This is a genomic window from Pseudomonas sp. NFPP04 (genome assembly GCF_900113815.1).
Taxonomy (GTDB): domain Bacteria; phylum Pseudomonadota; class Gammaproteobacteria; order Pseudomonadales; family Pseudomonadaceae; genus Aquipseudomonas; species Aquipseudomonas extremorientalis.
This window is the reverse complement of the sequence record NZ_FOQS01000009.1, coordinates 121,125-147,804: the sequence shown is the minus strand read 5'-3', so window position 1 is coordinate 147,804 and position 26,680 is coordinate 121,125. Positions and strand designations below refer to the sequence as shown.

General features: G+C 61.1%; 22 protein-coding genes. 10 read left to right on the top strand and 12 right to left on the bottom strand.

The features are described 5' to 3' along the window. The first annotated feature begins 46 nt into the window (after positions 1-46). On the top strand, positions 47-727 hold the full coding sequence (locus tag BM017_RS19645; RefSeq protein WP_058424549.1) for a heavy metal response regulator transcription factor: 681 nt from the start codon (positions 47-49) through the stop codon (positions 725-727). Further along, entirely contained in the window at positions 724-2,070 is a 1,347-nt protein-coding gene (locus BM017_RS19640) for a heavy metal sensor histidine kinase (protein ID WP_092247402.1), read from the top strand. The genes BM017_RS19645 and BM017_RS19640 overlap by 4 nt, the downstream gene beginning before the upstream one ends. Before the next feature lie 105 nt (positions 2,071-2,175). On the opposite strand, the gene BM017_RS19635 is transcribed toward BM017_RS19640, so the two are convergent. From BM017_RS19635 to BM017_RS19625, 3 genes are all read right to left on the bottom strand, one after another. After that, on the bottom strand, positions 2,176-3,420 hold the full coding sequence (locus tag BM017_RS19635; protein WP_092247399.1) for a lipoprotein-releasing ABC transporter permease subunit: 1,245 nt from the start codon (positions 3,418-3,420) through the stop codon (positions 2,176-2,178). A 62-nt stretch (positions 3,421-3,482) separates the two neighbouring features. Beyond that, positions 3,483-4,166, bottom strand: coding sequence for a lipoprotein-releasing ABC transporter ATP-binding protein LolD (lolD, locus tag BM017_RS19630; protein WP_017477213.1), 684 nt, complete (start codon positions 4,164-4,166; stop codon positions 3,483-3,485). A gap of 7 nt (positions 4,167-4,173) precedes the next feature. Then, the gene (locus BM017_RS19625; protein ID WP_071489019.1) at positions 4,174-5,424 is read right to left on the bottom strand and encodes a lipoprotein-releasing ABC transporter permease subunit; all 1,251 of its coding nucleotides are present in this window, start codon (positions 5,422-5,424) and stop codon (positions 4,174-4,176) included. A gap of 94 nt (positions 5,425-5,518) precedes the next feature. Between BM017_RS19625 and BM017_RS19620 the strand changes: the two genes are divergently transcribed. After that, on the top strand, positions 5,519-6,103 hold the full coding sequence (locus BM017_RS19620; protein WP_071489018.1) for a PilZ domain-containing protein: 585 nt from the start codon (positions 5,519-5,521) through the stop codon (positions 6,101-6,103). A gap of 43 nt (positions 6,104-6,146) precedes the next feature. Continuing rightward, positions 6,147-6,869, top strand: coding sequence for a glycerophosphodiester phosphodiesterase (locus tag BM017_RS19615; protein ID WP_016975274.1), 723 nt, complete (start codon positions 6,147-6,149; stop codon positions 6,867-6,869). A gap of 42 nt (positions 6,870-6,911) precedes the next feature. Here BM017_RS19615 and sthA read toward each other — a convergent pair whose 3' ends face one another. Then, entirely contained in the window at positions 6,912-8,306 is a 1,395-nt protein-coding gene (gene sthA / locus BM017_RS19610; RefSeq protein WP_016975273.1) for a Si-specific NAD(P)(+) transhydrogenase, read from the bottom strand. Positions 8,307-8,566: 260 nt separating this feature from the next. Here sthA and BM017_RS19605 point away from each other — a divergent pair, with 260 nt between their 5' ends. Continuing rightward, the gene (locus BM017_RS19605; protein WP_092247396.1) at positions 8,567-9,088 is read left to right on the top strand and encodes a chalcone isomerase family protein; all 522 of its coding nucleotides are present in this window, start codon (positions 8,567-8,569) and stop codon (positions 9,086-9,088) included. Between the two features lie 171 nt (positions 9,089-9,259). Here BM017_RS19605 and BM017_RS19600 read toward each other — a convergent pair whose 3' ends face one another. Then, positions 9,260-10,723 (bottom strand): glyceraldehyde-3-phosphate dehydrogenase, encoded by a 1,464-nt coding sequence (locus BM017_RS19600; RefSeq protein WP_092247393.1) that lies wholly within the window; start codon positions 10,721-10,723, stop codon positions 9,260-9,262. A gap of 340 nt (positions 10,724-11,063) precedes the next feature. On the opposite strand from BM017_RS19600, the gene mfd reads away from it, so the two are divergent. From mfd to BM017_RS19585, 3 genes are read left to right on the top strand one after another with little or no spacing between them, the layout of a single operon-like run. Then, the gene (gene mfd / locus BM017_RS19595; protein WP_092247390.1) at positions 11,064-14,513 is read left to right on the top strand and encodes a transcription-repair coupling factor; all 3,450 of its coding nucleotides are present in this window, start codon (positions 11,064-11,066) and stop codon (positions 14,511-14,513) included. A gap of 11 nt (positions 14,514-14,524) precedes the next feature. Next, positions 14,525-15,091: a CsiV family protein gene (locus BM017_RS19590; RefSeq protein WP_092247387.1), complete on the top strand. Its 567-nt coding sequence runs from the start codon at positions 14,525-14,527 to the stop codon at positions 15,089-15,091. 9 nt (positions 15,092-15,100) lie between these two features. Then, positions 15,101-17,791, top strand: a complete 2,691-nt coding sequence (locus BM017_RS19585) for a DEAD/DEAH box helicase (RefSeq protein WP_092247384.1) — start codon at positions 15,101-15,103, stop codon at positions 17,789-17,791. Positions 17,792-17,885: 94 nt separating this feature from the next. Here the strand turns inward: BM017_RS19585 and nagZ are convergent, their stop codons facing one another. Together nagZ and BM017_RS19575 are read right to left on the bottom strand one after the other, a co-directional pair. Further along, entirely contained in the window at positions 17,886-18,896 is a 1,011-nt protein-coding gene (gene nagZ / locus BM017_RS19580; protein WP_092247381.1) for a beta-N-acetylhexosaminidase, read from the bottom strand. Positions 18,897-19,032: 136 nt separating this feature from the next. Next, positions 19,033-19,740 (bottom strand): TetR/AcrR family transcriptional regulator, encoded by a 708-nt coding sequence (locus tag BM017_RS19575; protein WP_071489011.1) that lies wholly within the window; start codon positions 19,738-19,740, stop codon positions 19,033-19,035. Positions 19,741-20,003: 263 nt separating this feature from the next. Between BM017_RS19575 and lexA the strand changes: the two genes are divergently transcribed. Both lexA and sulA read left to right on the top strand, forming a co-directional pair. Beyond that, the gene (gene lexA, locus BM017_RS19570) at positions 20,004-20,612 is read left to right on the top strand and encodes a transcriptional repressor LexA (protein WP_003172575.1); all 609 of its coding nucleotides are present in this window, start codon (positions 20,004-20,006) and stop codon (positions 20,610-20,612) included. 10 nt (positions 20,613-20,622) lie between these two features. Next, positions 20,623-21,096 carry an SOS-induced cell division inhibitor SulA gene (gene sulA / locus BM017_RS19565; RefSeq protein ID WP_071489010.1) on the top strand — a complete coding sequence of 158 codons (474 nt, stop codon included), beginning with the start codon at positions 20,623-20,625 and terminating at the stop codon, positions 21,094-21,096. Between the two features lie 273 nt (positions 21,097-21,369). Here sulA and BM017_RS19560 read toward each other — a convergent pair whose 3' ends face one another. The 5 genes from BM017_RS19560 to fadA all read right to left on the bottom strand — a co-directional run bounded on the left by BM017_RS19560 (position 21,370) and on the right by fadA (position 26,679). Beyond that, positions 21,370-21,603 (bottom strand): hypothetical protein, encoded by a 234-nt coding sequence (locus BM017_RS19560; RefSeq protein ID WP_010212068.1) that lies wholly within the window; start codon positions 21,601-21,603, stop codon positions 21,370-21,372. Between the two features lie 120 nt (positions 21,604-21,723). Next, positions 21,724-22,245, bottom strand: a complete 522-nt coding sequence (locus tag BM017_RS19555) for a DUF6586 family protein (RefSeq protein WP_092247378.1) — start codon at positions 22,243-22,245, stop codon at positions 21,724-21,726. Between the two features lie 187 nt (positions 22,246-22,432). Continuing rightward, positions 22,433-25,054, bottom strand: coding sequence for a type I DNA topoisomerase (gene topA / locus BM017_RS19550; protein ID WP_092247375.1), 2,622 nt, complete (start codon positions 25,052-25,054; stop codon positions 22,433-22,435). Between the two features lie 114 nt (positions 25,055-25,168). Beyond that, positions 25,169-25,405, bottom strand: a complete 237-nt coding sequence (locus tag BM017_RS19545; RefSeq protein WP_092247372.1) for a DUF1653 domain-containing protein — start codon at positions 25,403-25,405, stop codon at positions 25,169-25,171. Positions 25,406-25,503: 98 nt separating this feature from the next. Next, positions 25,504-26,679 carry an acetyl-CoA C-acyltransferase FadA gene (fadA, locus tag BM017_RS19540; protein ID WP_016975260.1) on the bottom strand — a complete coding sequence of 392 codons (1,176 nt, stop codon included), beginning with the start codon at positions 26,677-26,679 and terminating at the stop codon, positions 25,504-25,506. Position 26,680: the final 1 nt, after the last annotated feature.

Below are 26,680 nucleotides of genomic sequence, written 5' to 3'. Positions count from 1 at the left end.
GCACCCAAGGTATAAAGCCGTCGTCCATCGTTGCCAAGAGTCGCCCATGAAACTGCTGATCGTCGAAGACCAACCCAAAACCGGCCACTACCTGCGCCAGGGCCTGGCCGAGGCAGGGTTTACCACCGAATTGGTGGCTGACGGCACCAGCGGCCAGCACCTGGCATTGACCGGTGACTACGACCTGCTGATCCTCGATGTGATGCTGCCGGGCCGGGATGGCTGGCAGATCCTCCAAGCCGTGCGCAGCGCCGGCCTGGATATCCCGGTGCTGTTCCTCACCGCCCGCGATGCCGTGGAAGACCGCGTGCACGGCCTGGAACTGGGCGCCGACGACTATCTGGTCAAGCCGTTCGCCTTTTCCGAGCTGCTGGCCCGCGTGCGCAGCCTGTTGCGCCGGGGCGGCAGCACACCGCAGGAAACTGCGCTGCAATTGGCCGACCTGCGCCTGGACCTGATCCGCCGCCGCGTCGAGCGGGACGGCCAGCGCATCGACTTGACCGCCAAGGAATTCTCACTGCTGGAACTGCTGCTGCGGCGCCAGGGCGAAGTGCTGCCCAAATCGCTGATCGCCTCCCAAGTGTGGGACATGAACTTCGACAGCGACACCAACATCATCGAAGTCGCCATCCGCCGCCTGCGCCTGAAAGTCGACGATAACTTCCCCAACAAACTGATCCACACCGTACGCGGCATGGGTTATGTGCTGGAGGAGCGGGTCAATTGATCAAGCGCCTGTCCCTGGCCAGCCGCCTGGCGTTGCTGTTTGCCGCCTGCACAGCGGTGGTGTCGTTGATTGCCGGCGTGCTGTTCAACCGTGCCAGCGAAGCGCACTTCATTGAGCTGGACCAGCAACAGCTCGACAGCAAGCTGGTCGCGCTGCGCAGTACGTTGCAGGGGGTCGACTCACGGGAAGCGCTGGCCCAGCGTGAAGCGCAATTGCGCGCCGAACTCAGTCGCCAGCCCGACCTGACCCTGCGTATCACCGCGGCCGGCCAACGCTGGCTGGACGATGCACCCAGCATCGACTTGCCCGCAGCGCCCGGCCTGCACAGCCTGCAAAACGCCGACACCGACTACCGTGTCTACAACGCGCCGCTGAGGGCTGACCAGCCGGATTCGCCGCAGCTGACGCTGATGCTCGATATCACCCACCATCAACATTTCCTGCAACGCATGCAGCATCTGATCTGGCTCACCGTCGGCCTGTCAGCCCTGGCCACTGCCCTGCTCGGCGCATGGGCCGCTCGCAGTGGGTTGCGCCCATTGCGACGCATGGGCGAAGTGGCCGCCAGTGTGTCGGCCCACTCCCTGACCCAGCGCCTGCCCCAGCAACATATGCCGGTGGAACTGGCCGAGTTGGCACAGGCCTTCAATGCCATGCTCGGCCGCCTGGACGATGCGTTCCAGCGCCTCTCGGCGTTCTCCGCCGACATCGCCCACGAACTGCGCACACCGCTGTCGAACCTGCTGACCCAGACCCAGGTCATCCTCACCCAGCCACGCCCGCTGGAGGATTACCGCGAGGCGCTGCACAGCAACCTGGAAGAACTGCAATGGATGGCGCAACTGGTCAACGACATGTTGTACCTGGCCAAGGCGGATCATGGCTTGCTGATGCCCAAGCGCGAGCCGTTGGCGCTGGCTGATGAAGTGGACGGGTTACTGGAGTTTTTCACGCTGCTGGCGGAGGACAGGCAAATCAGCCTGGTTCGCGAGGGCACGGCCCATACGACGGGGGACCGTGGGATGTTGCGGCGGGCACTGTCGAATCTGCTGGATAATGCGCTGCGGTTCACCCCGCAAGGTGGCCAAGTGCGTGTGCGTATGGAAGATGGGGTGAGGCTTTCAGTCGAAAACACCGGGGACGGTATTCCAACCGAGTTGCTGCCAAGATTGTTTGACCGATTCTACCGGGCCGATCCGGCACGGCATGAAGGCAGCAGCGAGCATGCGGGGCTGGGGCTGGCGATTACCCAATCGATTGTACGGGCGCATGGGGGGAGGATTTATTGTGAATCCGGGGCGGGATGGACACGGTTTGTGATCGAGTTGCCTGCTGGAGATTGATGCAAGCTGTACCGGCCCTATCGGCGGCAAGCCCCCTCCCATATTTGAATGTATTCACAGATCAAAGTGTGGGAGGGGGCTTGCCCCCGATGGCGGTCTTGAATATTACGAATATCTCAGCGCATGCGCCGGCTCAATCTTCGCCGCCCGATACGCCGGGTACAGCGTCGCCAAAAAGCTCAGCACAAACCCCGCCGTGCAAATCAGCACCACATCCCCACCCTGCAGTTCCGAAGGCAGGTTGCTGACGAAATACACGTCCGAACTGAAGATATGCTGCCCGGTGACCCGCTCCATCCAGCCCACCAGTTCACTCACATTCAACGCCGCAATCACGCCCAATACGCCACCGATCAAGGTGCCCACGATGCCGATCACCGTGCCCTGCACCATGAATATCGCCATGATCTGCCGTGGCGTGGCGCCAATGGTGCGCAGGATCGCAATGTCCGCGCCCTTGTCGTTCACCACCATGATCAAGGTGGCGATGATGTTGAATGCCGCCACGGCGACGATCATCAGCAACAGCAGACCGATCATGGTCTTTTCCATCTTCATCGCGCTGAACAGACTGCCCTGGGTGTGAGTCCAGTCATCGGGCTTGTAGCCGTTGCCCAGGCTGGCGGCGATATCCGCCGAGACCTTGGGTGCCGCGTACAGGTCTTTCACCGCCAGGCGCACGCTTTGCACCTGGTTTGGCTGCCAGTGCTGGATCTCGGCAGCGTCGGCCATGTGGATCATGGCCATGGAGCCATCCAGTTCGGCACCGACCTTGAAGATCCCCACCACGTTCAAGCGCTGCATGCGTGGGGTGATGCCACCCGGCGCAGTGCTGATTTCCGGCACGATCAGGGTCAGCTTGTCGCCCACATTCAGGCGGAAACGCCGGGCAGTGATTTCGCCGACCACAACGCCGAATTCGCCGGGTTTGAGGTCATCCAGTTTGCCCTGCACGATATGCTGGGCCACGATCGACACCTTGCCTTCCTGCGCCGGGTCGATGCCGCTGATCTCGATCGGCTGCATCGCGCCTTTGTAGGAGAACATGCCGTCCATCTGTGTGAATGGTACCGCTGCGGTGACTTCCGGGTTCTTCATCGCGGCGGCGGCAACGGGTTGCCAATTATCGATCGGGCTCACACCGACGATGGTGGCATGGGGCACCATGCCGAGGATGCGTGAGCTCATTTCGCGTTGGAAGCCGTTCATCACCGACAGCACCACGATCATCGCCAACACGCCCAGGGCGAGGCCGATCATCGAGGTCATCGAGATAAACGAGACAAAACGGTTGCGGCGCTTGGCGCGGGTATAGCGCGTGCCGATGAAAATCGATAACGGTCTGAACATTCGCTTGCACCGCCTGAAAAAATGAAAAAGCCCGGCGCATGAAGCACCGGGCTTGAAACGGGTCAGATGGCGACCAGGTGACCTTCCTGCAGGTGCAGCACGCGGTCCATCTGGCGGGCCATGCTCATGTCATGGGTCACCACCAGGAACGCAGTGCGCATCTGGGTGCTCAGTTCCAGCATCAAGTCCTTGATGCCCTGGGCCGTGTGGGAGTCAAGGTTGCCGGTAGGCTCGTCGAGCATCACCAGGCCCGGGTTGTTCACCAGGGCACGGGCGATTGCCACACGCTGGCGCTCGCCGCCGGACAGTTCGGCCGGCTTGTGCTCCAGGCGATGACCGAGGCCGACGCGCTCCAGCAGGGCCTTGGCGCGCTGGCGGGCTTCCGGGATCGCGGTCTTGCCGATCAGCAGCGGCATGCACACGTTTTCCAGGGCGGTGAATTCCGGCAACAGGTGGTGGAACTGGTACACAAAACCGAGCGAACGGTTGCGCAGTTGGCCACGGGCCTTTTCGCCGAGGGCCGAGAGTTCTTCACCGGCCAGCCATACGCTGCCCTGGGACGGCGTATCCAGGCCGCCCAGCAGGTTCAGCAAGGTACTTTTGCCGGAACCGGAACTGCCGACGATCGCCACGCGCTCGCCCGGGTGCAGCTCAAGTTGCAGGTTGGACAGCACCACCACCGACTCCGGACCTTCCTCATAGGATTTGCCCAGGTTGCGGCAGCTCAGGATTGCTTTTTCACTCATGCCCGATTCACTCATAACGTAAGGCCTGTGCTGGCTGGGTACGCGCCGCGCGCCAGGCTGGATACAGGGTGGCAAGGAAACTCAGGACCAACGCCGCGCCGCCTACCATCAACACGTCCTGGGCCTGCACCTGGGACGGCAAGTAGTCGATGAAGTAGACGTCGGCATTGAGAAACTTGTGGCCGATCAGGGTTTCGAGGCCGGCGATGGCGGCACTCACGTTCAGCGCGGCCAGAATGCCGACCGCCGTGCCGATCAAGGTCCCGACCACGCCGATCACGGTGCCCTGCACCATGAAGATCGCCATGATCTGTCCCGGCGTGGCACCGAGTGTGCGCAGGATGGCGATATCGCCCTTCTTGTCGTTCACCACCATCACCAGCGTGGAGATGATGTTGAAGGCGGCCACGGCGACGATCAGCAGCAACAGCAGGCCGATCATGGCTTTTTCCATGCGGATGGCCTGGTAGAGGTTGCCGTGGGTACGCGTCCAATCGCGGGCGTAGTACTGGCTGTCGCCCAAATGCTGGGCGATTTCCCACGAGGTGCGCGGTGCGTCGAACAGGTCGTTGAACTTCAGGCGCAGGCCCTGCACCTGGTCCGGCTGCCAGCGGTGCAGGCGGGCCAGGTCGGTAAGGTTGGTCAGGCCGAGGTAGCCGTCGATCTCGCCGGCGCCGACGTGGAAGGTGCCCACCACGGTAAAGCGCTTCATGCGCGGGAACATGCCGGCCGGGGTCACGGTGACTTCCGGCGCGACGAAGGTCAATTTGTCGCCCAGGCCCACGCCCAGCTTGGCCGCCGCCTTGTCGCCGATCACGATGCCGAACTCGCCGGGCGCCAGGTCATCGAGTTTGCCCGACAACATGAACTTGTCGATGATCGACACATTACGTTCCTGGGCCGGGTCGATGCCATTGAGCAGGATCTTCTGCACCTTGCCGTCGTTGGTCAGCAACCCTTGCATCTGGGTAAACGGCGCAACGGCCAGTACCTTGGGGTTCTGCTTGACCTTGGCGGCCAGGCTTTGCCAGTCGCTGATGGGCGCATCGCCCTCGATGGTGGCGTGGGGCACCATGCCCAGCACGCGGGTGCGCATCTCATGATCGAAGCCATTCATCACCGACAGCACCACGATCATCACGACCACGCCCAAGGCGAGCCCGATCATCGAGGTCAAGGAAATGAACGACACAAAATGATTGCGACGCTTTGCACGGGTATAACGCGTGCCGATAAATACGAAGAGAGGTCTGAACATGTCGGGGCTTGTTCGGAGGAAAAGAAGACGTCCCGGTGGCGGGGTCTGGTAAGCAGCTTTACACTCAGACCATTAACGCTACTTGGGGTTCGCCATGTCGACATTAGATGAAGAAGAGCGCCGCGAATACTACCGTATCGCCGACATGATCGCACTCCAAATCAAAAGCCTGTCTGCCCCCGAGGCGGCGAGCAAGGAAGTGTTGCTGGATGATTCGCCGCTGTTCAATCTGCTCAGCGAACTGCACCTGAGCGAATTCGAGGCCCAGCACCTGTTGCGCCAGATCAATGAGAAAGATCGCAGCCTGGCCGCCTTCCTCAAAGTACAGAACAAACGCCTGGACCTGCTCAGCCAGATCATGGCGCGCGGCCTGCTGGATGAAGTCGGCGCGCCGCAGCCGGTGATCATTTCCGAAGGCGGTATCGACTTCCAACACCCCACGCCCCTGTCGCCCGGTGCGCACCTGGCGGTCAAGCTGGTGCTGATGCCCCAGGCACTTGGCCTGCTGCTGCGCGCCCGCGTCACCCATTGCGATCCCAAGGGCACAGGTTTTGACGTGGGCACGGAATTCGAAGCCATGACCGACGCCCAACGCCAATTGCTGGCGCGCTATATCCTGCAGAAACAGGCGCAGGAACGGCGCCTGGCGCGGGAACAGAGCGACGCCCAGGACACCTGAATTCGTATTACCCCGCCAGCAGACCTGGCGCATAGGAGCAACTGTGACCCTGATTTACGGCCACCGCGGTGCCAAAGGCGAAGCACCGGAAAACACCCTGACCAGCTTCCAGGAATGCCTCAAGCACGGCGTACGCCGCTGCGAACTGGACTTGCACCTGTCCATGGACGGCGAGTTGATGGTCATCCACGACCCGACCCTCAAGCGCACCGCCGACCGGCGCGGCAAAGTCGTCGAGTATTCGGCGGCCGACCTGGTGAAGATGGATGCGCGCAAAGGCGGCCCGGGCTGGGTCAAGCCCTGCCCGATCCCACGCCTGGAAGAACTGTTCGAGAAATGCGACTTCGATCACTGGCAACTGGAAGTCAAAAGCGCCTCGCGTACCCGCGCCGCCACCACCGTGCTGGCGATTCGGGAGATGGCCGTGCGCTTTGGCCTGATGGACAAAGTCACCGTCACCTCAAGTTCGCGGGAAGTGCTGAAAGCTGCGGTTGAGCTCACCCCGGACCTGTCACGCGGCCTGGTTGCCGAATACGCCTGGCTCGACCCGCTGAAGGTCGCGCAGAACTATGGCTGTGAGATCCTGGCGTTGAACTGGACGCTGTGCACCCCTGAGCGACTGGAAAAAGCCCAGCGCCAGGGCTTGCACGTGTCCGTGTGGACGGTCAACGAACCCGCGCTGATGCGCAGGCTCGCCGACTTCGGCGTAGATAGCCTGATTACAGACTTTCCCGGTTTGGCCACTGCCACCCTCGGGAATTACTGAAATCGGTCTCCCCGGCCGGCTCAGGCCACCGGCCGGAGCCGCTCAAAAAAGCCGGTTGAGGCCGTCGTAGGCCGCTACCCGATAGGCTTCGGCCATGGTCGGGTAGTTGAACGTGGTGTTGACGAAGTACTTGAGGGTATTGAGCTCGCCCGGCTGGTTCATGATCGCCTGGCCGATGTGCACGATCTCCGACGCCTGGTAGCCGAAGCAATGCACGCCGAGTACCTCAAGGGTTTCACGGTGGAACAGAATCTTCAGCATGCCTTGCGGCTCGCCGGCGATCTGCGCACGCGCCATGCTCTTGAAGAACGCCTTGCCCACTTCGTAAGGCACCTTGGCCTTGGTCAGTTCGTGTTCGTTCTTGCCGATCGAGCTGATCTCGGGAATGGTGTAGATCCCGGTCGGCACGTCGTTCACGTAGCGCCAACTGCCATTGTCGACAATGCTGCCTGCCGCCGAACGGCCCTGGTCATGGGCGGCACTGGCCAGGCTCGGCCAGCCGATCACGTCACCGGCACCGTAGATGTTCGCCACGCAGGTGCGGTAGTTCTCGTCCACTTCGATCTGGCCACGGCTGTTGACCTTGACCCCGATGTTTTCCATGCCCAGCTTGTCGGTGTTGCCGGTACGGCCGTTGCACCACAGCAAGGCATCGGCCTTGATCTTCTTGCCGGACTTGAGGTGCAGGATCACGCCGTTGTCCAGGCCTTCGACGCGCTCGTACTCTTCGTTGTGGCGCACAGTGATGTTGTTGTTGCTGAAGTGGTAGCTCAACGCCTGGGAGATTTCCGAGTCGAGGAAGCTCAGCAACTGGTCGCGGTTGTCCACCAGCTCCACCAGTACGCCCAGGCCGCTGAAGATCGACGCGTATTCACAGCCGATCACGCCGGCGCCGTAGATGATCAGTTTGCGCGGGGTGTGGCCCAGGCTCAGGATGGTGTCGCTATCGTAGATACGCGGGTGGTGGAAATCGATGTCCGCCGGGCGATACGGGCGCGAACCGGTGGCGATGATGATGTGCTTGGCCACCAGCTTTTCGACCACGCCGTTGGGGCAGACCACTTCGATGGTTTGCTCGTCGGCAAAGCTGCCGGTGCCGAAGAACAGGTCGACGCGGTTACGGGCGTAGTAGCCGGTACGCGACGCGACTTGCTTGGAGATGACTTTCTCGGCGCTTTTGAGCACGTCCGGGAACGAGAACCAGCGTGGCTCACCAATGGCCCGGAACATCGGGTTGGTGTTGAATTGCATGATCTGGCGCACGGAGTGACGCAACGCCTTGGACGGGATGGTACCCAGGTGGGTGCAGTTACCGCCGACCTGGCGACGGCTATCGACCATCGCCACCTTGCGCCCAGCTTTGGCAGCGTTCATCGCCGCACCTTCTCCAGCCGGGCCGGAACCCAGTACCACCACGTCGTAGTTGTAGACAGCCATGCGTACTCCTCAGAACAGGCCAGGCGTACGGTTGGACGCCTGGCTAAATCATGCCGCGGCCAGCGGTCATGAAGGACAATTTGGCTCAAGTGTGTGAACCGGGGCACAGTCTATATAAGGCTCAACGCCGCGAACATTAACCCTTGGTCGCGTCGTAGGCCAGCAATGCCTTTACTACACAGCGCAGATTATCCCTGAACCCTGTCGCTGCCGGAAAATGAATTAACCTGTAGCCACGGATCTTTTCGGGACGCGCCATTATGCGGCATCTGGTTTTCGGTTTAATGCTGATGTTGTCGATCTCCGCACAGGCCAATGAGCCGAATCGACTCAGGCAGGCCGACTTTCCGGCACACTCCCAGGCATTGGTGCTGAAAAACCAGACGGTGCTCACGTACCTCTGGGCGGATGTGTATGCGGCCGCGCTGTACGCCCCGCCGGATTTGAACGCCAAGCAGGCCTGGGACCAACAGGCAGCGCTGCGCCTGACGCTGTATTACTTTCGCGACATCGACCGCAACGACGTGATCAAGGCCGCCAACACCACACTGGCGCGCCAGCACATCAGCGACCGCTTGAAATCCGAAGTGGACAAACTGCATGCCGTCTTTCGCAACATCCATAGCGGTGATCGCTACGCACTGGATTTTCGACCCGGACGCGGCTTGGACCTGGAAATCAATGGAGAAGTGTTGTTCAGCAGCAGCGATAATGAGCTGGCGAAGGCTTACCTGGGGGTCTGGTTAGCGCCCAAGGGCTTGTCGGAGAGGTTGCTGGAATGAAGGCGTGTATTGTCTGGACTGACGTCATCGGGGCAAGCCCCCTCCCACACTGGACCGCATTCACCCTGCAGGAATGCGGTTTAAATGTGGGAGGGGGCTTGCCCCCGATGAGGCCCTTCCAACCACAAAAAAGCCCCGAACCAGTCGGGGCTTTTCATTCAACGCAAATGCTTAACGCGGGAACGCAGGCGGGTTGACCCCAGCCATGTCTTCCATCACGCGAACCACCTGGCAGCTGTAGCCGAACTCGTTGTCGTACCACACGTACAGGACAACGCGGTTGTCCTGGGTAATGGTCGCTTCGGCGTCCACCACACCGGCGTGGCGCGAGCCTACGAAGTCGGTGGAGACCACTTCCTGCGAGTTGACGAAGTCGATCTGCTTGTGCAGGTCCGAGTGCAGCGCCATGTAGCGCAGGTACTCGTTCATCTCTTCACGGGTGGCGGCTTTCTCAAGGTTCAGGTTGAGGATGGCCATGGACACGTTCGGCGTCGGCACGCGGATCGCGTTACCGGTCAGCTTGCCGGCCAGCTCAGGCAGGGCCTTGGCTGCAGCGGTGGCAGCACCTGTCTCGGTGATCACCATGTTCAACGCGGCGCTACGGCCACGGCGATCGCCCTTGTGGAAGTTGTCGATCAGGTTCTGGTCGTTGGTGTACGAGTGAACCGTCTCGACGTGGCCGTTGACGATGCCGAACTTGTCATTCACCGCCTTCAGCACCGGCACGATGGCGTTGGTGGTGCAGGACGCGGCGGACACGATCTTGTCGTCAGCGGTGATTTCAGCGTGGTTGATGCCGTGAACGATGTTCTTCAGCTTGCCCTTGCCAGGCGCGGTCAGCACAACGCGGTCGATACCCGGGCAGGCCAGGTGCTGGCCCAGGCCCTCGGCGTCACGCCATACACCGGTGTTGTCCACCAGCAGGGCGTCCTTGATGCCGTATTGGGTGTAATCCACCTCGGACGGGTTCTTCGCGTAGATCACCTGGATCAGGTTACCGTTGGCGGTGATGGTGTTGTTTTCTTCATCGATGACGATGGTGCCGTTGAACGGACCGTGTACCGAATCGCGACGCAGCAGGCTTGCACGCTTGGTCAGGTCGTTCTCGGCGCCTTTGCGCACCACGATGGCACGCAGGCGCAGGCCGTCGCCGCCACCGGTTTTTTCGATCAGGATGCGTGCCAGCAGGCGGCCGATACGACCGAAGCCGTACAGCACCACGTCGGTGCCTTTGCGGGCCGCGGCATTTTGCTGGCCAACCACATCGGCCATTTCTTCACGCACGAACTGCTCGGCGGTACGGCCGGCGCCTTCCTTGCGGAATTTGTAGGCCAGCTTGCCCAGGTCTACCGAGGCCGCGCCGAGCTTGAGCTCGCTCATGGCTTTAAGCAGTGGGAATGTTTCGTGGACGGAGAGTTCGCTGTCGTCCGCAGAGCGATGGCGTGCAAAGCGGTGCGCTTTGAGAATCGCGATGACGGACTGGTTGATCAGGCTGCGGCCATAGATCGAGCTCACCACATTGTTATTGCGGTACAGCTGACCGATAAGCGGGATCATCGCTTCTGCGAGTGCTTCACGGTCGATCCATTCACCAAGACACTGGTCGGGCTTCTGAGTCACGGGAACCTTCCACATGTAGGGGCTGAAAAAAGGGGCTACATTATGCCGCCCGACCGCCCTCGGAGCAATGCGCGCGCCACAACAAAAACCCCTTGCCAAAAAATACCGCCCCGCTACAGCCCAGTAAATACGCGGGTTCCAGAAGGCCACCAGTTGGGAGAGCAGGCCAACTTGTCCGTAACCCTCCTAAACAATCGCGTATTTCGGCACTACATATTGAGTCAAAACGCGCCATTGTTTGTCTTAGCCACTACATTTCCCGCAAACCGTAATAGGCTCAGTCAGAAACTGACAGGCGGCACCTTGGGCCGTTACAATTACCGACTTTGTCGCAACGCTTGGAGCTCAACCTTCCGTGCCCGTTCTGCGTCTACCGCTACTCCCTGCCGAGGCAGGTAAACAGCATTGGGGCAACCTGCCCGGTGCCGCCCTGAGCCTGGCCATCGCCGAGGCTGCCAGCGCAGCCAAGCGCTTTACCCTGCTGCTCACCGCCGACAGCCAAAGCGCCGAACGGTTGGAGCAGGAGCTGAGCTTCTTCGCCCCCGATTTGCCGGTGCTGCATTTCCCCGACTGGGAAACCTTGCCCTACGACCTGTTCTCGCCGCACCAGGACATCATCTCCCAGCGCATCGCCAGCCTGTACCGCCTGCCGGAACTGGCCCACGGCGTGCTGGTGGTGCCGATCACCACGGCACTGCATCGCCTGGCGCCGACCAAGTTCCTGCTGGGCAGCAGCCTGGTGCTGGATGTCGGCCAGAAGCTCGATGTGGAGCAGATGCGCACGCGCCTGGAAGCCAGCGGCTATCGTTGCGTCGATACGGTATACGAGCACGGTGAGTTCGCGGTGCGCGGTGCGTTGATCGACCTGTTCCCGATGGGCAGCAAACTGCCCTATCGCATCGACCTGTTCGATGACGAAATCGAAACCCTGCGCACCTTCGACCCGGAGAACCAGCGCTCCATCGACAAAGTAGACTCGATCAAGCTGCTGCCGGCACGGGAATTCCCGCTGCAAAAAGACGCGGTCACCCGCTTCAAGGCGCGCTTTCGTGAACGCTTCGACGTGGACTTCCGCCGCTGCCCGATCTTCCAGGACCTGAGCAGCGGGATTACCCCGGCCGGTATCGAGTACTACCTGCCGCTGTTCTTCGACGAAACCTCCACCCTGTTCGACTACCTGCCACAAGACACCCAGGTGTTCTCGCTGCCCGGTATCGAACAAGCGGCGGAAAACTTCTGGAACGATGTGCGCAACCGCTACGAAGAGCGCCGCGTCGATCCATCGCGTCCTTTATTGCCGCCCGCCGAGTTGTTCCTGCCGGTAGAAGACTGCTTCGCCCGCCTGAAAAACTGGCCACGCGTGGTCGCCAGCCAGCAGGATGTGGAAAAAGGCGCCGGCCGCGAGCGCTTCCCGGCAGCAATGCTGCCGGACCTGGCAATCCAGGCCAAAGCCACGCAACCGTTGGAAGCGCTGTCCAACTTCCTCGGTGACTTCCCGGGCCGTGTGCTGTTCACCGCCGAATCCGCTGGTCGCCGAGAGGTGCTGCTGGAGCTGCTGGAACGCCTGAAGCTGCGCCCGAAAACCGTCGACAGCTGGCCGGATTTTGTGGCGAGCAAAGACCGCCTGGCGATCACCATCGCGCCACTGGACGAAGGCCTGCTGCTGGACGATCCAGCCTTGGCATTGATTGCCGAGAGCCCGCTGTTCGGCCAACGCGTGATGCAGCGCCGCCGCCGTGAAAAACGCGCCGACGCCAACAACGACGCGGTGATCAAGAACCTGACCGAGCTGCGCGAAGGCGCGCCGGTGGTGCATATCGACCATGGCGTCGGCCGTTACCTGGGCCTGCAGACCCTGGAGATCGACAACCAGGCCGCCGAATTCCTCACCATGGAATACGCCGAGGGCGCCAAGCTCTACGTGCCGGTGGCCAACCTGCACCTGATCGCCCGCTACACCGGCAGCGACGACGCCCTGGCGCCGTTGCACCGCCTGGGCTCCGAGACCTGGCAGAAAGCCAAGCGCAAGGCCGCCGAACAGGTGCGCGACGTCGCCGCCGAGCTGCTCGACATCTACGCCCGCCGCGCTGCCCGCGAGGGTTATGCGTTCGCCGACCCGAAAGCTGACTACGCCACTTTCAGCGCCGGCTTCGCCTTTGAAGAAACCCCAGACCAGCAAACCACCATCGAAGCGGTGCGCGCCGACATGCTCGCGCCCAAGCCGATGGACCGCCTGGTCTGCGGCGACGTGGGCTTCGGCAAGACCGAAGTGGCGATGCGCGCCGCCTTCATCGCAGTGCATGGCGGCAAACAGGTGGCGATCCTGGTGCCCACCACCCTGCTCGCCCAACAGCACTACAACAGCTTCCGCGACCGCTTTGCCGATTGGCCGGTGACCGTCGAAGTGATGAGCCGCTTCAAATCAGCCAAGGAAGTGAATGCTGCCGTCGCCGACCTGGCCGAAGGCAAGATCGACATCGTGATCGGCACGCACAAGCTGCTGTCGGATGACGTGAAGATCAAGAACCTGGGGCTGGTGATCATCGACGAAGAACACCGCTTTGGTGTGCGCCAGAAAGAACAGCTCAAGGCCCTGCGCAGCGAAGTCGACATCCTCACCCTCACCGCCACGCCGATTCCGCGTACGCTGAACATGGCGGTGTCTGGCATGCGCGACCTGTCGATCATCGCCACGCCGCCGGCACGTCGCCTGTCGGTGCGCACCTTCGTGATGGAGCAGAACAAAAGCACGGTCAAGGAAGCGCTGCTGCGCGAACTGCTGCGCGGCGGGCAGGTTTATTACCTGCACAACGATGTGAAAACCATCGAGAAATGCGCCGCCGACCTGGCCGAGCTGGTGCCGGAGGCGCGTATCGCCATCGGCCATGGGCAGATGCGCGAGCGCGAACTCGAGCAAGTGATGAGCGACTTCTACCACAAGCGCTTCAACGTGCTGATCGCCTCGACCATCATCGAGACCGGCATCGACGTGCCGAGCGCCAACACCATCATCATCGAGCGCGCCGACAAGTTTGGCCTGGCACAGCTTCACCAGTTACGCGGCCGCGTCGGACGCAGCCACCACCAGGCCTATGCCTATCTGCTGACGCCACCGCGCCAGCAAATCACCGGCGATGCGGAAAAACGCCTGGAAGCGATCGCCAACACCCAGGACCTGGGCGCCGGTTTTGTGCTGGCCACCAACGACCTGGAAATCCGTGGCGCCGGCGAACTGCTGGGCGATGGCCAGAGCGGGCAGATCCAGGCGGTGGGTTTCACCCTGTATATGGAAATGCTTGAGCGTGCGGTGAAAGCCATCCGCAAGGGTGAGCAACCGAACCTCGATCAACCATTGGGCGGCGGTCCGGAGATCAACCTGCGCTTGCCTGCGTTGATTCCCGAGGACTACCTGCCGGATGTGCACGCACGGCTGATCCTGTACAAACGCATCGCCTCGGCCACCGACGAAGAAGGCCTCAAGGACCTGCAGGTGGAGATGATCGACCGCTTCGGCCTGTTGCCCGAGCCGACCAAGAACCTGGTGCGACTGACCCTGCTCAAATTGCAGGCCGAGCAACTGGGGATCAAGAAGGTCGACGCCGGGCCGCAGGGCGGGCGCATCGAATTCGAGGCGCAGACCCCCGTGGACCCATTGGTGCTGATCAAGCTGATCCAGGGCCAGCCCAACCGCTACAAGTTCGAAGGGGCTACGCTGTTCAAGTTCATGGTGCCGATGGAACGCGCCGAAGAACGCTTTAACACCTTGGAGGCGCTGTTCGAGCGCCTCATCCCGAAACCTGCTTGAAGGACGCCCGAATGCGCCTGTTCCGCATGTTGAGCCTGTTGTTGGTGGTCGCGGCACCTGCGGCGTTCGCCGACAGCCCGTACCAGGTGGAAATGATCCTGGTGCGCCAGAACGCCGAACCGGTGATCAACAGCCGCGCCGCCCCGGAAAACTGGGATGCTGGCGCCGCGCGCCTGGGCGACCGGCTGAGCCCGCCGCGCCTGTCCAGCATCGTCGATAAGCTGCGCGCCGACTCCACCTACACGGTGCTGCTGCATAAGGCCTGGGAACAGAACCTGGGCGAGCAGCCGGTCAAGGTCGCCATCACGGACGGCCAGGAGCAGTTCGGCCAGTTCCCCATCGAGGGCGTGCTGAGCCTGCAACTGGGGCGTTTTACCGATATCGATGCGAACTTCTGGATCAACCAGTTCGACGCCAACGGCAGCGTGATCGCCAGCGAACACCTGAGCCAGACCGACGTGCGCACCAAGAACAACCAGCTCAACTACCTGGACGGCGGCCACCTGGCGTTGCTGATCAAGATCACCTCGCTGACCGCCAAGCCCCCCAGCGCACCACCGCCCGACCTGCAGGACTGATCCATCGCCATGCCCCTGACGTCGTCGCTGACCAAACCCCTGGCCCCTTCGTGGGCCAATCGCTTTAAAGAGCAGAGCCTTGAGCGCGGGCGGCGTTATGCCCTGGAGAACCGGGTGCGCATCGTCGAATCCGGCGACAGCACCATCATCGCCAGTTGCGAAGGCTCAGGCGGCAACGTCTACCGGCAGACCATTTCGCTGCGCGAATCGGCCAAAGGCACGTTGATCCTGGTGGACAGCCGCTGCACTTGCCCGGTGCGCACCAACTGCAAACACATCGCGGCGGTATTGCTCAAGGTCCAGGAAACCCTGGCCTTCCCCGCTGCCGCCCAGGACGCAGAACTGCTGGAAAAACTCCAGGCAGTCCTGGAAAACCGCGCGGTGTTGCCGCAGGTGGTCATGGAGGATGTGGTGCCGGTGCCGCGCCTGTGGATGGCCAGCGTGGAGTTCAGCGCGTTCGAACCACGCAACGGCAAGATGCAGCGCTATATCCAGCACAGGGCGGCGCTGTCGTTCAACTATTTGGGCAACTATGTCAGCGGGCAGAAAAACACTGACATCATCGTGCGCCAGGACACCCAGAGCCTGCGCATCAAGCGCCATCCCGAGCTGGAACAGCCGTACCGCGAGCAACTGCGCCTGCTGGGCTTCAAGATCGCTACGCGCCAGAGCAAGGCCCTGCCTGAGAGCGCCGGGGAACTGTTCGAGATGGTCAATGACAGTGCCTGGCTGACCTTCACCCTCAATGCCACGCCGACCTTGCGGGCCGAAGGCTGGGAGCTGCTGATCGATGATGATTTCGGCTTCGACCTGAGCGCCGTCGATGACTGGTACGCCACGGTAGATGAAGGTCCGGAGCGTGATTGGTTCGATCTGGAGCTGGGGATCATCGTCAACGGCGAGCGACTGAGCCTGTTGCCGATCCTGCTGAACCTGATGCGCTCCCACACCGAGATACTCAACCCGGAGAAGCTGGCGCGGCGTCGCGATGATGAGCTGATCCTGGTGAATATCCCTGGCCTGCCCAATGGCCACGGCCCCATACAAGTGGCGTTGCCCTATGGCCGACTGAAACCGGTGCTGGCCACCCTCGGTGAGTTTTATCTACAGGAAGCCGGCACCACCACGCTGCGCCTGGCCAAGGCTGATGCAATCCGCCTTAACCCGCTGGAAGACCTGCCGCTGCAGTGGGAAGGTGGCGAAAAGATCCGCAACTTCGCCCAACGCCTGCGGGACATCAAGGATTTCACCTGCGTGGCGCCCGAAGGGCTGAACGCGACCCTGCGTCCATATCAACTGGAAGGCTTGAGCTGGATGCAGTCGCTGCGCCAGCTTGATGTGGGCGGGATACTTGCGGATGACATGGGCCTGGGCAAGACCCTGCAGACCCTGGCGCATATTCTCACTGAAAAGAACGCCGGGCGCCTGGATCGCCCCTGCATGGTGGTGATGCCCACCAGCCTGATTCCCAACTGGCTGGACGAAGCGGCGCACTTCACGCCGCAACTCAAAGTGATGGCGTTGTATGGCGCAGCCCGCAAGAAACATTTCGCGAACCTGCAGGACTATGACCTGCTGCTGACCACCTATGCACTGCTACCCAAGGACATCGACCAGCTCAAGGCCCTGCCCCTGCATGTACTGATCCTCGATGAAGCCCAGTACATCAAGAACCCGTCCAGCAAGGCGGCCCAGGCGGCACGCGAACTGAATGCGCGGCAGCGCCTGTGCCTGAGCGGTACGCCATTGGAAAACCACCTGGGTGAGCTGTGGTCGTTGTTCCACTTCCTGCTGCCGGGCTGGCTGGGTGACGTAAAAAGCTTCAACCGCGATTACCGCGTGCCCATCGAAAAGCGCGCCAGCGACGTACGACTGCAGCACCTCAACGGTCGGATCAAACCCTTCCTGTTGCGCCGCACCAAAGAACAAGTGGCCACGGAGCTGCCGCCCAAGACCGAGATCATCCACTGGGTCGACCTCAACGAGGCCCAGCGTGACGTGTACGAAACCATGCGCCTGGCCATGGACAAGAAGGTCCGCGACGAGATCACCCGCAAGGGCGTGGCACGCAGCCAGATCATCATTCTTGAGGCGCTGCTCAAGCTGCGCCAGGTGTGCTGCGACCTGCGCCTGGTCAACGACGCCACCCTGCCCGCCCGCGGCAGCAGCTCGGGCAAGCTCGATAGCTTGATGGAAATGCTTGAGGAGTTGTTTGAGGAAGGTCGGCGGATCCTGCTGTTTTCCCAGTTCACCTCAATGTTGAGCCTGATCGAAGTCGAGCTGAAAAAGCGCGGTGTTGCCTACGCCTTGTTGACCGGCCAGACGCGGGACCGGCGCACGCCGGTGAAGGATTTCCAGAGCGGCAAACTGCAGATTTTCCTGATCAGCCTGAAGGCCGGCGGTGTGGGCTTGAACCTGACCGAAGCCGACACGGTGATCCATTACGACCCCTGGTGGAACCCGGCGACGGAGAACCAGGCGACTGACCGTGCGTATCGCATCGGCCAGGAGAAGCCGGTTTTCGTCTACAAGATGATTGCCCGGGGCACGGTGGAGGAAAAAATCCAGCACCTGCAAAAGGAAAAGTCCGACCTGGCGGCAGGTGTGCTGGATGGCCGTACGACCGGGGATTGGCAGTTGGGCAACGAGGATATAGAAGCGCTGTTTGCGCCGTTGCCCAACAAACAGGAAAAGCGCTGACAGCTCGACCGCCATCGGGGGCAAGCCCCCTTCCACATTCGATCGCAGCCGTCATGTGGGAGGGGGCTTGCCCCCGATGGCCGCGACGCAGTGTTCAGCCGATCAGCTGAGCATCCCGCAACGCAGTCAGCGCCGCCAACCAACGCGGATCCTGCTTGTACTCGGTCGAAGCAACCACCTGCCCACGCATGCGCGCGATGCGCACCGATGGCGTAACCTTCATGCGCTGCGCCGCACTCAGTGCCAACTCAGCCGCCGCGCGATCATTGCACACCAGTCCCATGTCGCAACCGGCCGTCAACGCGGCCTCGATGCGGCTGGCAGCATCACCGACCACATGCGCCCCCGCCATGGACAGGTCATCGCTGAAAATCACCCCATCGAACTGCAACTCGCCGCGCAGGATGTCCTGCAACCAGCGGCGCGAGAAGCCGGCTGGCTGGGTGTCGACTTGCGGGTAGATGACGTGCGCGGGCATCACAGCCGCCAGTTGCTTACTCAGGCGTGCGAAAGGCACCAGGTCATTGGCGCGAATCTGTTCCAGGCTACGCTCATCATTGGGAATGGCGACGTGGGAATCGGCCTCGGCCCAGCCGTGACCGGGGAAGTGCTTACCGGTGGCGGCCATGCCGGCGCTGTTCATCCCACGGATGAATGCACCCGCCAGCACGGCGGCCCGCTCGGGGTCGCCCTCGAAGGAACGGGTGCCGACCACGGCGCTGCGCTGATAATCCAGGTCCAGCACCGGGGCGAAGCTCAGGTCCAGGCCCACGGCCAGTACTTCGGTGGCCATGATCCAGCCGCACTGCTCGGCCAGGTACTCTGCATTCGGGTTATCCGCCAAGGCACGCATGGCCGGCAGGCGCACAAAGCCCTGACGCAGGCGCTGTACGCGACCGCCTTCCTGGTCGACCGCCAGTAGCAGGTCTGGGCGCACGGCACGAATCGCCGCACTCAACTCGCGTACCTGGCGTGGGTGCTCGATATTGCGCGCAAAAATGATCAGGCCACCCACCTCAGGCTGGCGCAGCAGGTGGCGATCCTCGGCCGTGAGCCAAGTGCCGGCAACGTCGACCATCAAAGAACCTTGCAGGGCAGCAGTCATAAACCTTCCTTATAAAACGCACACAACCCGTTGCCCCCACCAGGCACAGTGAGCACAACAGGTTGCGAGTAAATAGCTGAATTCGGCATGGGCCGCTAGCTTAGCGGATGCAGGCGGCTGCGCACACCCGGGTGGCTCAAACCTTGGCGGGGCTTGGCGCGGATTTGCTGCGTGGGCGTAATTGGGCGGCAGCCATCGTCGGGTCGGTCACACCGGTTTCAGCACGCATACCGGCGGCCAGGAACGGCACCATCAGGCGCATGACCTGTTCAATAGAGGTGTTGACGCCGAAATCAGTCTCGGCAATCGCCCGCAGCGCCTTGATCCCCGACATGCTGAACGCCGCAGCTCCGAGCATGAAGTGCACGCGCCAGAACAGTTCAATCGGTGGAATACGCGGAGCGGCCTCGTTGACCAGCAACATATAGCGACGAAATACCTTGCCGTACATGTCCTCCAGATAGCGCCGCAAGTGACCCTGGCTCTGACTGAACGCCAGGCCGAGCAGGCGCATGAAGATCGACAGGTCGTTGCCGCTGCGCGGTTGAACCACCAATGCTTGTTCAACGAGGATTTCCAACAGCTCTTCGAGTGTCGGCTTGTGGTCGGTCTTGCCCTGGCGACGCTCGAGTTCACGGTCGAGACTGGCGCAGAACGGCCCCAGGAAGCGCGAGAACACCGCCTGGATCAGGGCTTTTTTTGAGCCGAAATGATAGTTCACTGCTGCGAGGTTGACGCCAGCCTTGCTGGTGATCAGCCGCAATGAAGTTTCAGCAAATCCTTTTTCCGCGAACAATTGCTCGGCAGCATCGAGAATGCGTTCAACGGTTTCCGACTGGGCCATGGCTACTCCGCCTGACAAACACTTGTTTGAAACATACGTTTCAGGGTGTGTCTTGTCAAGCCTGCGAGTTCGCTTTCCGGCCGGGCAGTCATGTATTTCATCGCTATTTAATCACATCTCTATTGATCTGTAGGCAGCGCTATCTCGGGCCTGTGGGAAGCATCAGGGATGACCGTCCAGCGGAGGGCTGGAAAAGGATGATTGCCAAGCGCAGTTCACTGTATATAATCCCAGTCACTGTATAAAAAGACAGAGCGATCAACATGCTAAAACTGACGCCACGCCAAGCTGAGATTCTGGCTTTTATCAAGCGCTGCCTCGATGACAACGGCTACCCGCCGACACGAGCAGAGATTGCGCTGGAACTGGGTTTCAAGTCCCCCAACGCCGCCGAGGAACACCTCAAGGCCCTCGCTCGCAAAGGCGCGATCGAGATGACCCCCGGTGCCTCACGCGGTATTCGCATCCCTGGCTTCGAGGCCAAGGCCGACGAATCGACCCTGCCGATCATCGGCCGCGTCGCCGCCGGTGCGCCGATCCTGGCGCAGCAGCACGTCGAGGAGTCCTGCAACATCAACCCTACCTTCTTCCATCCGCGCGCCGACTACCTGTTGCGGGTCCATGGCATGAGCATGAAGGACGTGGGCATCTTCGACGGCGACCTGTTGGCCGTCCACACCACCCGCGAAGCCCGTAATGGCCAGATCGTCGTTGCCCGTATCGGCGACGAAGTCACCGTCAAACGCTTCAAGCGCGAAGGCAGCAAGGTCTGGCTCCTGGCCGAAAACCCTGAGTTCGCCCCGATTGAAGTGAACCTGAAAGATCAGGACCTGGTGATCGAAGGCTTGAGCGTCGGCGTCATTCGCCGCTAAAGGAGGCATCATGCAGCTCGTCCACACCCCACAACACACACAACTGTCGCTGTTCGAGGCCTTCATGGCCCAACCCCTTGCGCCCATCCTCAAGGAAACGATCGAAGCGCCCTGGAGCGCGGAGCCTGAGGCGTTCAGTGAATTGTCGTTGCGCGGTGCAGCGGGGAGCTGCCTGAGCCTGCTGGCGCCGATCCTTCGCGAATTGAGCGAAGAGCAGGACGCCCGCTGGCTGACTCTGATCGCCCCGCCCGCCAGCCTGACCCAGGCCTGGCTACGGGACGCTGGCCTCAACCGCGAGCGCATCCTGCTGCTTCAACCACGCGGTACGCAAAGTGCCCAGCAGTTGACCTGCGAAGCCTTGCGCCTGGGTCGTAGCCATACGGTAGTGAGCTGGTTGAACCCGCTGAATGCCAGCGCCAAGCAGCAACTGATCAGCGCTGCACGTACGGGCGATGCCCAGAGTTTGAATATTCGATTGGGCTGAAATCACAGGCCTTGCCTGTGATATGCGAGCGTCTGCTGTGAACGGGCTTCTGTGGCGAGCGGGCTTGCCCCGCGTTGGGCTGCGAAGCGGCCCCAAAACCAGGCACCGTGGAATACCTGATATACCGCATTAAATCCATCTAGGACTGCTTCGCAGTCCAACGCGGGGCAAGCCCGCTCACCACAGCAAGCCCGCCACAGAAGCCCGTTCAACGCAGAAGCCAACTCACCACAACAAACCCGGTCATTGTAAAAACCGACCTGTCATCTGGGCTCAATGAAGAACCCGCGGCCCGTCTTCTTTCTCCGGTTCGCCTTCTGCCAGGCGACCTGCCATCTGCACACCCACGCTCAACATGGCTTTAGCCACTTCCACGTGCTGGCCCTGCAAGAACACCTTGGCATCCTCGGAAAAATCCAGAATGACCAGAGAACCTTCGTCCTCTGCCCGGCGCAGCTCGATTCGGCCGTCAGGCAACTCAACAATTTCCAGAAAGGACGTCGGCATAAAAGTCTGTTCTCCACGAAAGGCCGGGATTATATCAGTCATCCACCCAGCCTCGCAGAGGATCTGAACAGGTTTCTTGACAGCTTGATGAATGGTCGCCGCCCAATTCCTACAGGATGATCAACATTCATTAAGGCCTTCACGAAAGCGCAGCGCCATCTTTTTCAATTCCTGGCGCCAGCCTTCCAGCTCTTCCCGGCTCAACGGCTTGGGCTCTTCCTCTTCCACTGCAACCGCCACGATCAGCGGCTGGGTCACATCCCCCTTGGGCACATGGGGAATGCGCGGCGGCTGGAACATATCGGCATGCGCCTTGAGCAAGCGTGCGATCCAACTGTCGGGGCTTTGCGCCATTTCCACCAGCTCAGCCAGCTCAGGAATCGCCATGGTGTCCAGCACTTCGCGATTCATGATCATTTCCGCACGGGGCGAACCGGCCTGGGGCAGGCGGTAAAACCCGGCGATTTCATGACACAGGCCCAGCAAGGCGCCATACAGGTGGAACAACGCCGCTTCACGCCCCGCCTGGACCAGCGCAATGGCATTCATCTCTTTCCCTTCCTCGGCACGGCCAAGGGCTTCCAGGGACAAACCCGCGAAGTAAATTTTCTGATTGGTACGGGTATAGAGTTCGTAGGCCATGACGGCAATCTCCACAACGAATAAACGTGATGCTGGCTGAACAGTGTTACGGATCAGCCGAGCCTACTGCAAGTGCAATAAACCGCCGCTTATGCGGGTCAAAAGTCGACTTTCAGAACCAAACAGACCCAAATGAGGAAGGGGGCAAGCCCCCACCCTCATTTGGGTCTTCAGCGCATCCGCCGGATCAAGCGCCCTGGCGTTTATCCTCGACCTTCCACTTGCCGCCGTCATAGAACGCTTTCCAGCCAGTCGGCTTGCCGTCCACTTCGGACTGCACGTACTGCTCCTTGGTCTTGCGGCTGTAGCGGATCACGGCTGGGCGACCATCCGGGTCCTTCTTCGGCGCTTCGCACAGGAAGTGGTACTTCGGATCGATCTCGTCCTTGTGCGGCACGATTTCCAGCACCAGCGGCGCACGGGTCTCGCGGTTCTTAGGGAACTGACTGGCGGCCAGGAACAACCCCGAAGCACCGTCACGCAGGATGTAGGTGTCGTTGACCTTCTCGCACTTGAGCTCCGGCATCTTCACCGGGTCCATCTTCGGCGGCGCCGCATCACCGCTTTTCAGCAGCTTGCGGGTGTTCTTGCAGGTCGGATTGGTACAGCCGAAGAACTTGCCGAAACGGCCGGTCTTGAGCTGCATCTCGCTGCCGCACTTGTCACATTCCAGGCTCGGACCTTCATAGCCCTTGATGCGATAGGTGCCCTCTTCGATCTCGTAGCCGTTGCAATCCGGGTTGTTACCGCAGATGTGCAGCTTGTGTTTCTCGTCAAGCAGGTAGGCGTCCATCGCCGTACTGCAGATCGGGCAGCGGTGCTTGCCACGCAGTACCAACGACTCGGACTCGCCCTCGTCATCGGCCGCGATTTCGTCGCCCGGCACCAGGTTGACGGTGGCCTTGCAGCGCTCTTTCGGCGGCAGGCTGTAGCCCGAGCAACCGAGGAAAACGCCAGTGGACGCAGTACGAATCTGCATCGGCCGACCACAGGTCTGGCACGGAATGTCGGTCATCACCGGCTGGTTGGCACGCATACCACTCTCAGGGCTTTCGGCCACTTCGAGTTTCTTCTTGAAGTCGCCGTAGAACTCGTCCAGCACGTTTTTCCAGTCACGCTCGCCCTGGGCCACGTCATCGAGGTTCTCTTCCATCCCGGCGGTGAAGCCGTAGTCCATCAGGTTGGAGAAGCTCTCGGACAGACGCTCGGTGACGATGTCGCCCATCTTTTCCGAATAGAAACGACGGTTGTGCAGCGCCACGTAGCCGCGGTCCTGGATGGTGGAGATGATCGCCGCGTAGGTCGAAGGACGACCGATGCCGCGTTTTTCCATCTCTTTGACCAGGCTGGCCTCGGAGTAGCGCGCCGGCGGCTTGGTAAAGTGCTGGGACGGGTCGAGCTTGATCAGCTTCAGCGTATCGCCCTGGGCCATGTCCGGCAGCACGTCATCATCGCCCGGCTTGGCGATCTGCGGCATCACACGGGTATAGCCGTCGAACTTGAGGATACGGCCCTTGGCACGCAGCTCGAAGTCGCCAGCGCCCACACTCACGGTGGTGGACAGGTATTGCGCCGGCAGCATCTGGCAGGCCAGGAACTGGCGCCAGATCAGCTCGTAGAGGCGCTCGGCGTCGCGCTCCATGCCGCTCAGCTTGGCGGGCGTGGTGTTGGCGTCGGAAGGACGAATCGCTTCGTGAGCCTCCTGTGCGCCTTCCTTGCTGCTGTAGACGTTCGGCTTCTCCGGCAGGTACTTCTTGCCGAATTCGCTTTCAATATAGGTACGCGCCATGGCGACCGCGTCCACCGACAGGTTGGTGGAGTCGGTACGCATATACGTGATGTAGCCGGCTTCGTACAAGCGCTGGGCCATCATCATGGTCTTCTTCACACCGAAGCCCAGGCGGTTGCTCGCAGCCTGTTGCAGGGTGGAGGTGATAAACGGCGCCGACGGCTTGCTGCTGGTCGGTTTGTCTTCACGCTTGACGATGCTGTAGCTGGACGCCTTGAGCTTTTCCAGCGCGGCCATGGCCTGGGCTTCGTTCAGCGGCTTGAAAGCCTCGCCTTTCTCACGGGCCACTTCAAAGCGCACGTTGGCGCCCTTGGCGGTGCCGAGGTCTGCGTGGACTTCCCAATATTCTTCGGGGATGAACGCACGGATCTCGCGCTCACGCTCCACCACCAGCTTCACCGCAACCGATTGCACTCGGCCGGCAGACAGGCCACGAGCAATCTTCGCCCACAGCAGCGGCGAGACCATGTAACCCACCACGCGATCGAGGAAGCGACGCGCCTGCTGGGCGTTGACCCGGTCGATGTCCAGCTCGCCCGGCTTGGAGAAGGCTTCCTGGATAGCTTTCTTGGTGATTTCGTTGAACACCACGCGCTTGTAGCGGCTGTCATCACCGCCGATGGCTTCCCGCAGGTGCCAGGCAATGGCTTCCCCTTCGCGGTCCAAGTCCGTCGCGAGATAGATGGTGTCAGCATCCTTGGCGAGCCGGCGCAGCTCTTCGATGACCTTTTCCTTGCCGGGAAGGATTTCGTACTTGGCCTTCCAGCCATGTTCCGGGTCCACCCCCATACGCGAGACCAGCTGCTTGCGCGCTTTCTCTTTAGGGGTGAGCACCGGACCTTCGCCCGCAGCCGCCTTGCCGCGCTTGGCGGCTGGCTCCTTGCTGGCGCTAGCCGAACCGCTGGTGGGCAGGTCTCGGATATGGCCGATACTCGACTTCACCACGTACTCGTTGCCCAAGTACTTGTTGATGGTCTTGGCCTTAGCCGGGGATTCCACAATGACCAGCGATTTGCCCATGGATCGGAAAATTCCTGAATTCGAGAAGTGAAAGGCAGTTGGCGCCTGTCGCGGCAACGCTATATATAGTGGCAACAAGGTGAGGTCAAGCGCAGCAGTCTGCGCGACCTGCCGTTATTGCCCTGAAAAAAGACTGGGTTCGGCCTGGACCAAAGCAAAGCGCGGGACCTGCTCGCCGTCAACTTCGACGGTCTCCAGGAACATGCTCAACGGGCGCACCCAAAAGCCGTAATCGCCATACAGAGCTTGATAGAACACGACTTCTTCTGCGGTCTCGGAGTGGCGCGCCACACTGAAAACACGGTACTGCGGACCTTTATAATGTTGATAGAGCCCTGGTTCGACTTTCATGCTCTGGCCCTCTTACAAAATTTGTTGAAAAAAAATATTAAAAATTCCAAAAAACAAAAAACCGGGGCACTGGGCCCCGGCTTCCGTCACCCCAACGCTTAGACGCGTTCGAAGACGGTGGAAATGCCTTGGCCGAGACCAATGCACATGGTTGCAACCCCGAGGTTGCCGCCATTTTGCTTCATCACGTTAAGCAAAGTGCCAGAAATCCGCGCACCGGAGCAACCGAATGGGTGGCCCAGGGCAATCGCGCCGCCGTGCAGGTTAACCTTCTCATTCATCTTGTCGAGTACTTTCAAATCTTTCAGCACCGGCAGGGCCTGTGCAGCGAAAGCTTCGTTGAGCTCGAAGAAGTCGATGTCGTTGATGGTCAGGCCCGCGCGCTTCAAGGCTTTTTGTGTGGCCGGTACTGGACCATAGCCCATGATTGCCGGGTCCACACCCGCCACCGCCATCGAACGGATCACGGCCAGCGGCTGGATACCCAGGTCCTGGGCACGCTGCGCCGACATCACGATCATGCAAGAGGCACCGTCAGTGATTTGCGACGAGGTACCGGCTGTCACGGTGCCGCCCTTTGGATTGAAGGCCGGCTTGAGCGCCGCCAGGCTTTCCAGGGTGGTGTCCGGACGAATGGTTTCGTCGTAGTCGAACAGTTTGAGGAAACCGTTCTCGTCGTAGCCGTTCATCGGGATGATTTCATCCTTGAACTTGCCTTCCACGGTCGCCTTGTGGGCCAACTGGTGGGAGCGCAGGCCGAACGCGTCCTGGGCTTCGCGGGTAATGCCGTGCATTTTGCCGAGCATTTCCGCGGTCAGGCCCATCATGCCCGAGGCTTTTGCCGCGTACAGCGACATGTGCGGGTTAGGGTCGACGCCGTGCATCATGCTGACGTGGCCCATGTGCTCCACGCCACCGACTACGAACACATCACCGTTGCCGGTCATGATCGCCTGGGCGGCGGTGTGCAGCGCGCTCATCGACGAACCGCACAAGCGGCTGACGGTCTGGCCGGCAGCAGTATGCGGGATCTGGGTCATCAACGACGCCATCCGCGCGATGTTCCAGCCCTGCTCCAGGGTCTGGTTGACGCAGCCCCAGATCACGTCCTCGACTTCGTTCGGGTCGACCTTGACGTTGCGTTCCAGCAATTTGCTGATCAGGTGCGCCGACATGTCTTCGGCACGGGTGTTGCGGTGCATGCCGCCCTTGGAGCGGCCCATCGGTGTGCGACCGAAGTCGACAATCACCACGTCTCTTGGATTCAAGCTCATA

Excerpts from the sequence above, each read along its gene's own strand:
- sulA (WP_071489010.1), top strand. The coding sequence starts at position 20,623 with ATGCAGCTCGTCCACACCCCACAACACACACAACTGTCGCTGTTCGAG.
- lexA (WP_003172575.1), top strand. The coding sequence starts at position 20,004 with ATGCTAAAACTGACGCCACGCCAAGCTGAGATTCTGGCTTTTATCAAG.
- BM017_RS19625 (WP_071489019.1), bottom strand. The coding sequence starts at position 5,424 with ATGTTCAGACCTCTCTTCGTATTTATCGGCACGCGTTATACCCGTGCA.
- BM017_RS19575 (WP_071489011.1), bottom strand. The coding sequence starts at position 19,740 with ATGGCCCAGTCGGAAACCGTTGAACGCATTCTCGATGCTGCCGAGCAA.
- BM017_RS19645 (WP_058424549.1), top strand. The coding sequence starts at position 47 with ATGAAACTGCTGATCGTCGAAGACCAACCCAAAACCGGCCACTACCTG.
- BM017_RS19590 (WP_092247387.1), top strand. The coding sequence starts at position 14,525 with ATGCGCCTGTTCCGCATGTTGAGCCTGTTGTTGGTGGTCGCGGCACCT.
- BM017_RS19560 (WP_010212068.1), bottom strand. The coding sequence starts at position 21,603 with ATGCCGACGTCCTTTCTGGAAATTGTTGAGTTGCCTGACGGCCGAATC.
- BM017_RS19585 (WP_092247384.1), top strand. The coding sequence starts at position 15,101 with ATGCCCCTGACGTCGTCGCTGACCAAACCCCTGGCCCCTTCGTGGGCC.
- lolD (WP_017477213.1), bottom strand. The coding sequence starts at position 4,166 with ATGAGTGAAAAAGCAATCCTGAGCTGCCGCAACCTGGGCAAATCCTAT.
- BM017_RS19555 (WP_092247378.1), bottom strand. The coding sequence starts at position 22,245 with ATGGCCTACGAACTCTATACCCGTACCAATCAGAAAATTTACTTCGCG.
- BM017_RS19545 (WP_092247372.1), bottom strand. The coding sequence starts at position 25,405 with ATGAAAGTCGAACCAGGGCTCTATCAACATTATAAAGGTCCGCAGTAC.
- BM017_RS19635 (WP_092247399.1), bottom strand. The coding sequence starts at position 3,420 with ATGTTCAGACCGTTATCGATTTTCATCGGCACGCGCTATACCCGCGCC.
- fadA (WP_016975260.1), bottom strand. The coding sequence starts at position 26,679 with ATGAGCTTGAATCCAAGAGACGTGGTGATTGTCGACTTCGGTCGCACA.
- sthA (WP_016975273.1), bottom strand. The coding sequence starts at position 8,306 with ATGGCTGTCTACAACTACGACGTGGTGGTACTGGGTTCCGGCCCGGCT.
- BM017_RS19605 (WP_092247396.1), top strand. The coding sequence starts at position 8,567 with ATGCGGCATCTGGTTTTCGGTTTAATGCTGATGTTGTCGATCTCCGCA.
- BM017_RS19620 (WP_071489018.1), top strand. The coding sequence starts at position 5,519 with ATGTCGACATTAGATGAAGAAGAGCGCCGCGAATACTACCGTATCGCC.
- BM017_RS19600 (WP_092247393.1), bottom strand. The coding sequence starts at position 10,723 with ATGTGGAAGGTTCCCGTGACTCAGAAGCCCGACCAGTGTCTTGGTGAA.
- nagZ (WP_092247381.1), bottom strand. The coding sequence starts at position 18,896 with ATGACTGCTGCCCTGCAAGGTTCTTTGATGGTCGACGTTGCCGGCACT.
- topA (WP_092247375.1), bottom strand. The coding sequence starts at position 25,054 with ATGGGCAAATCGCTGGTCATTGTGGAATCCCCGGCTAAGGCCAAGACC.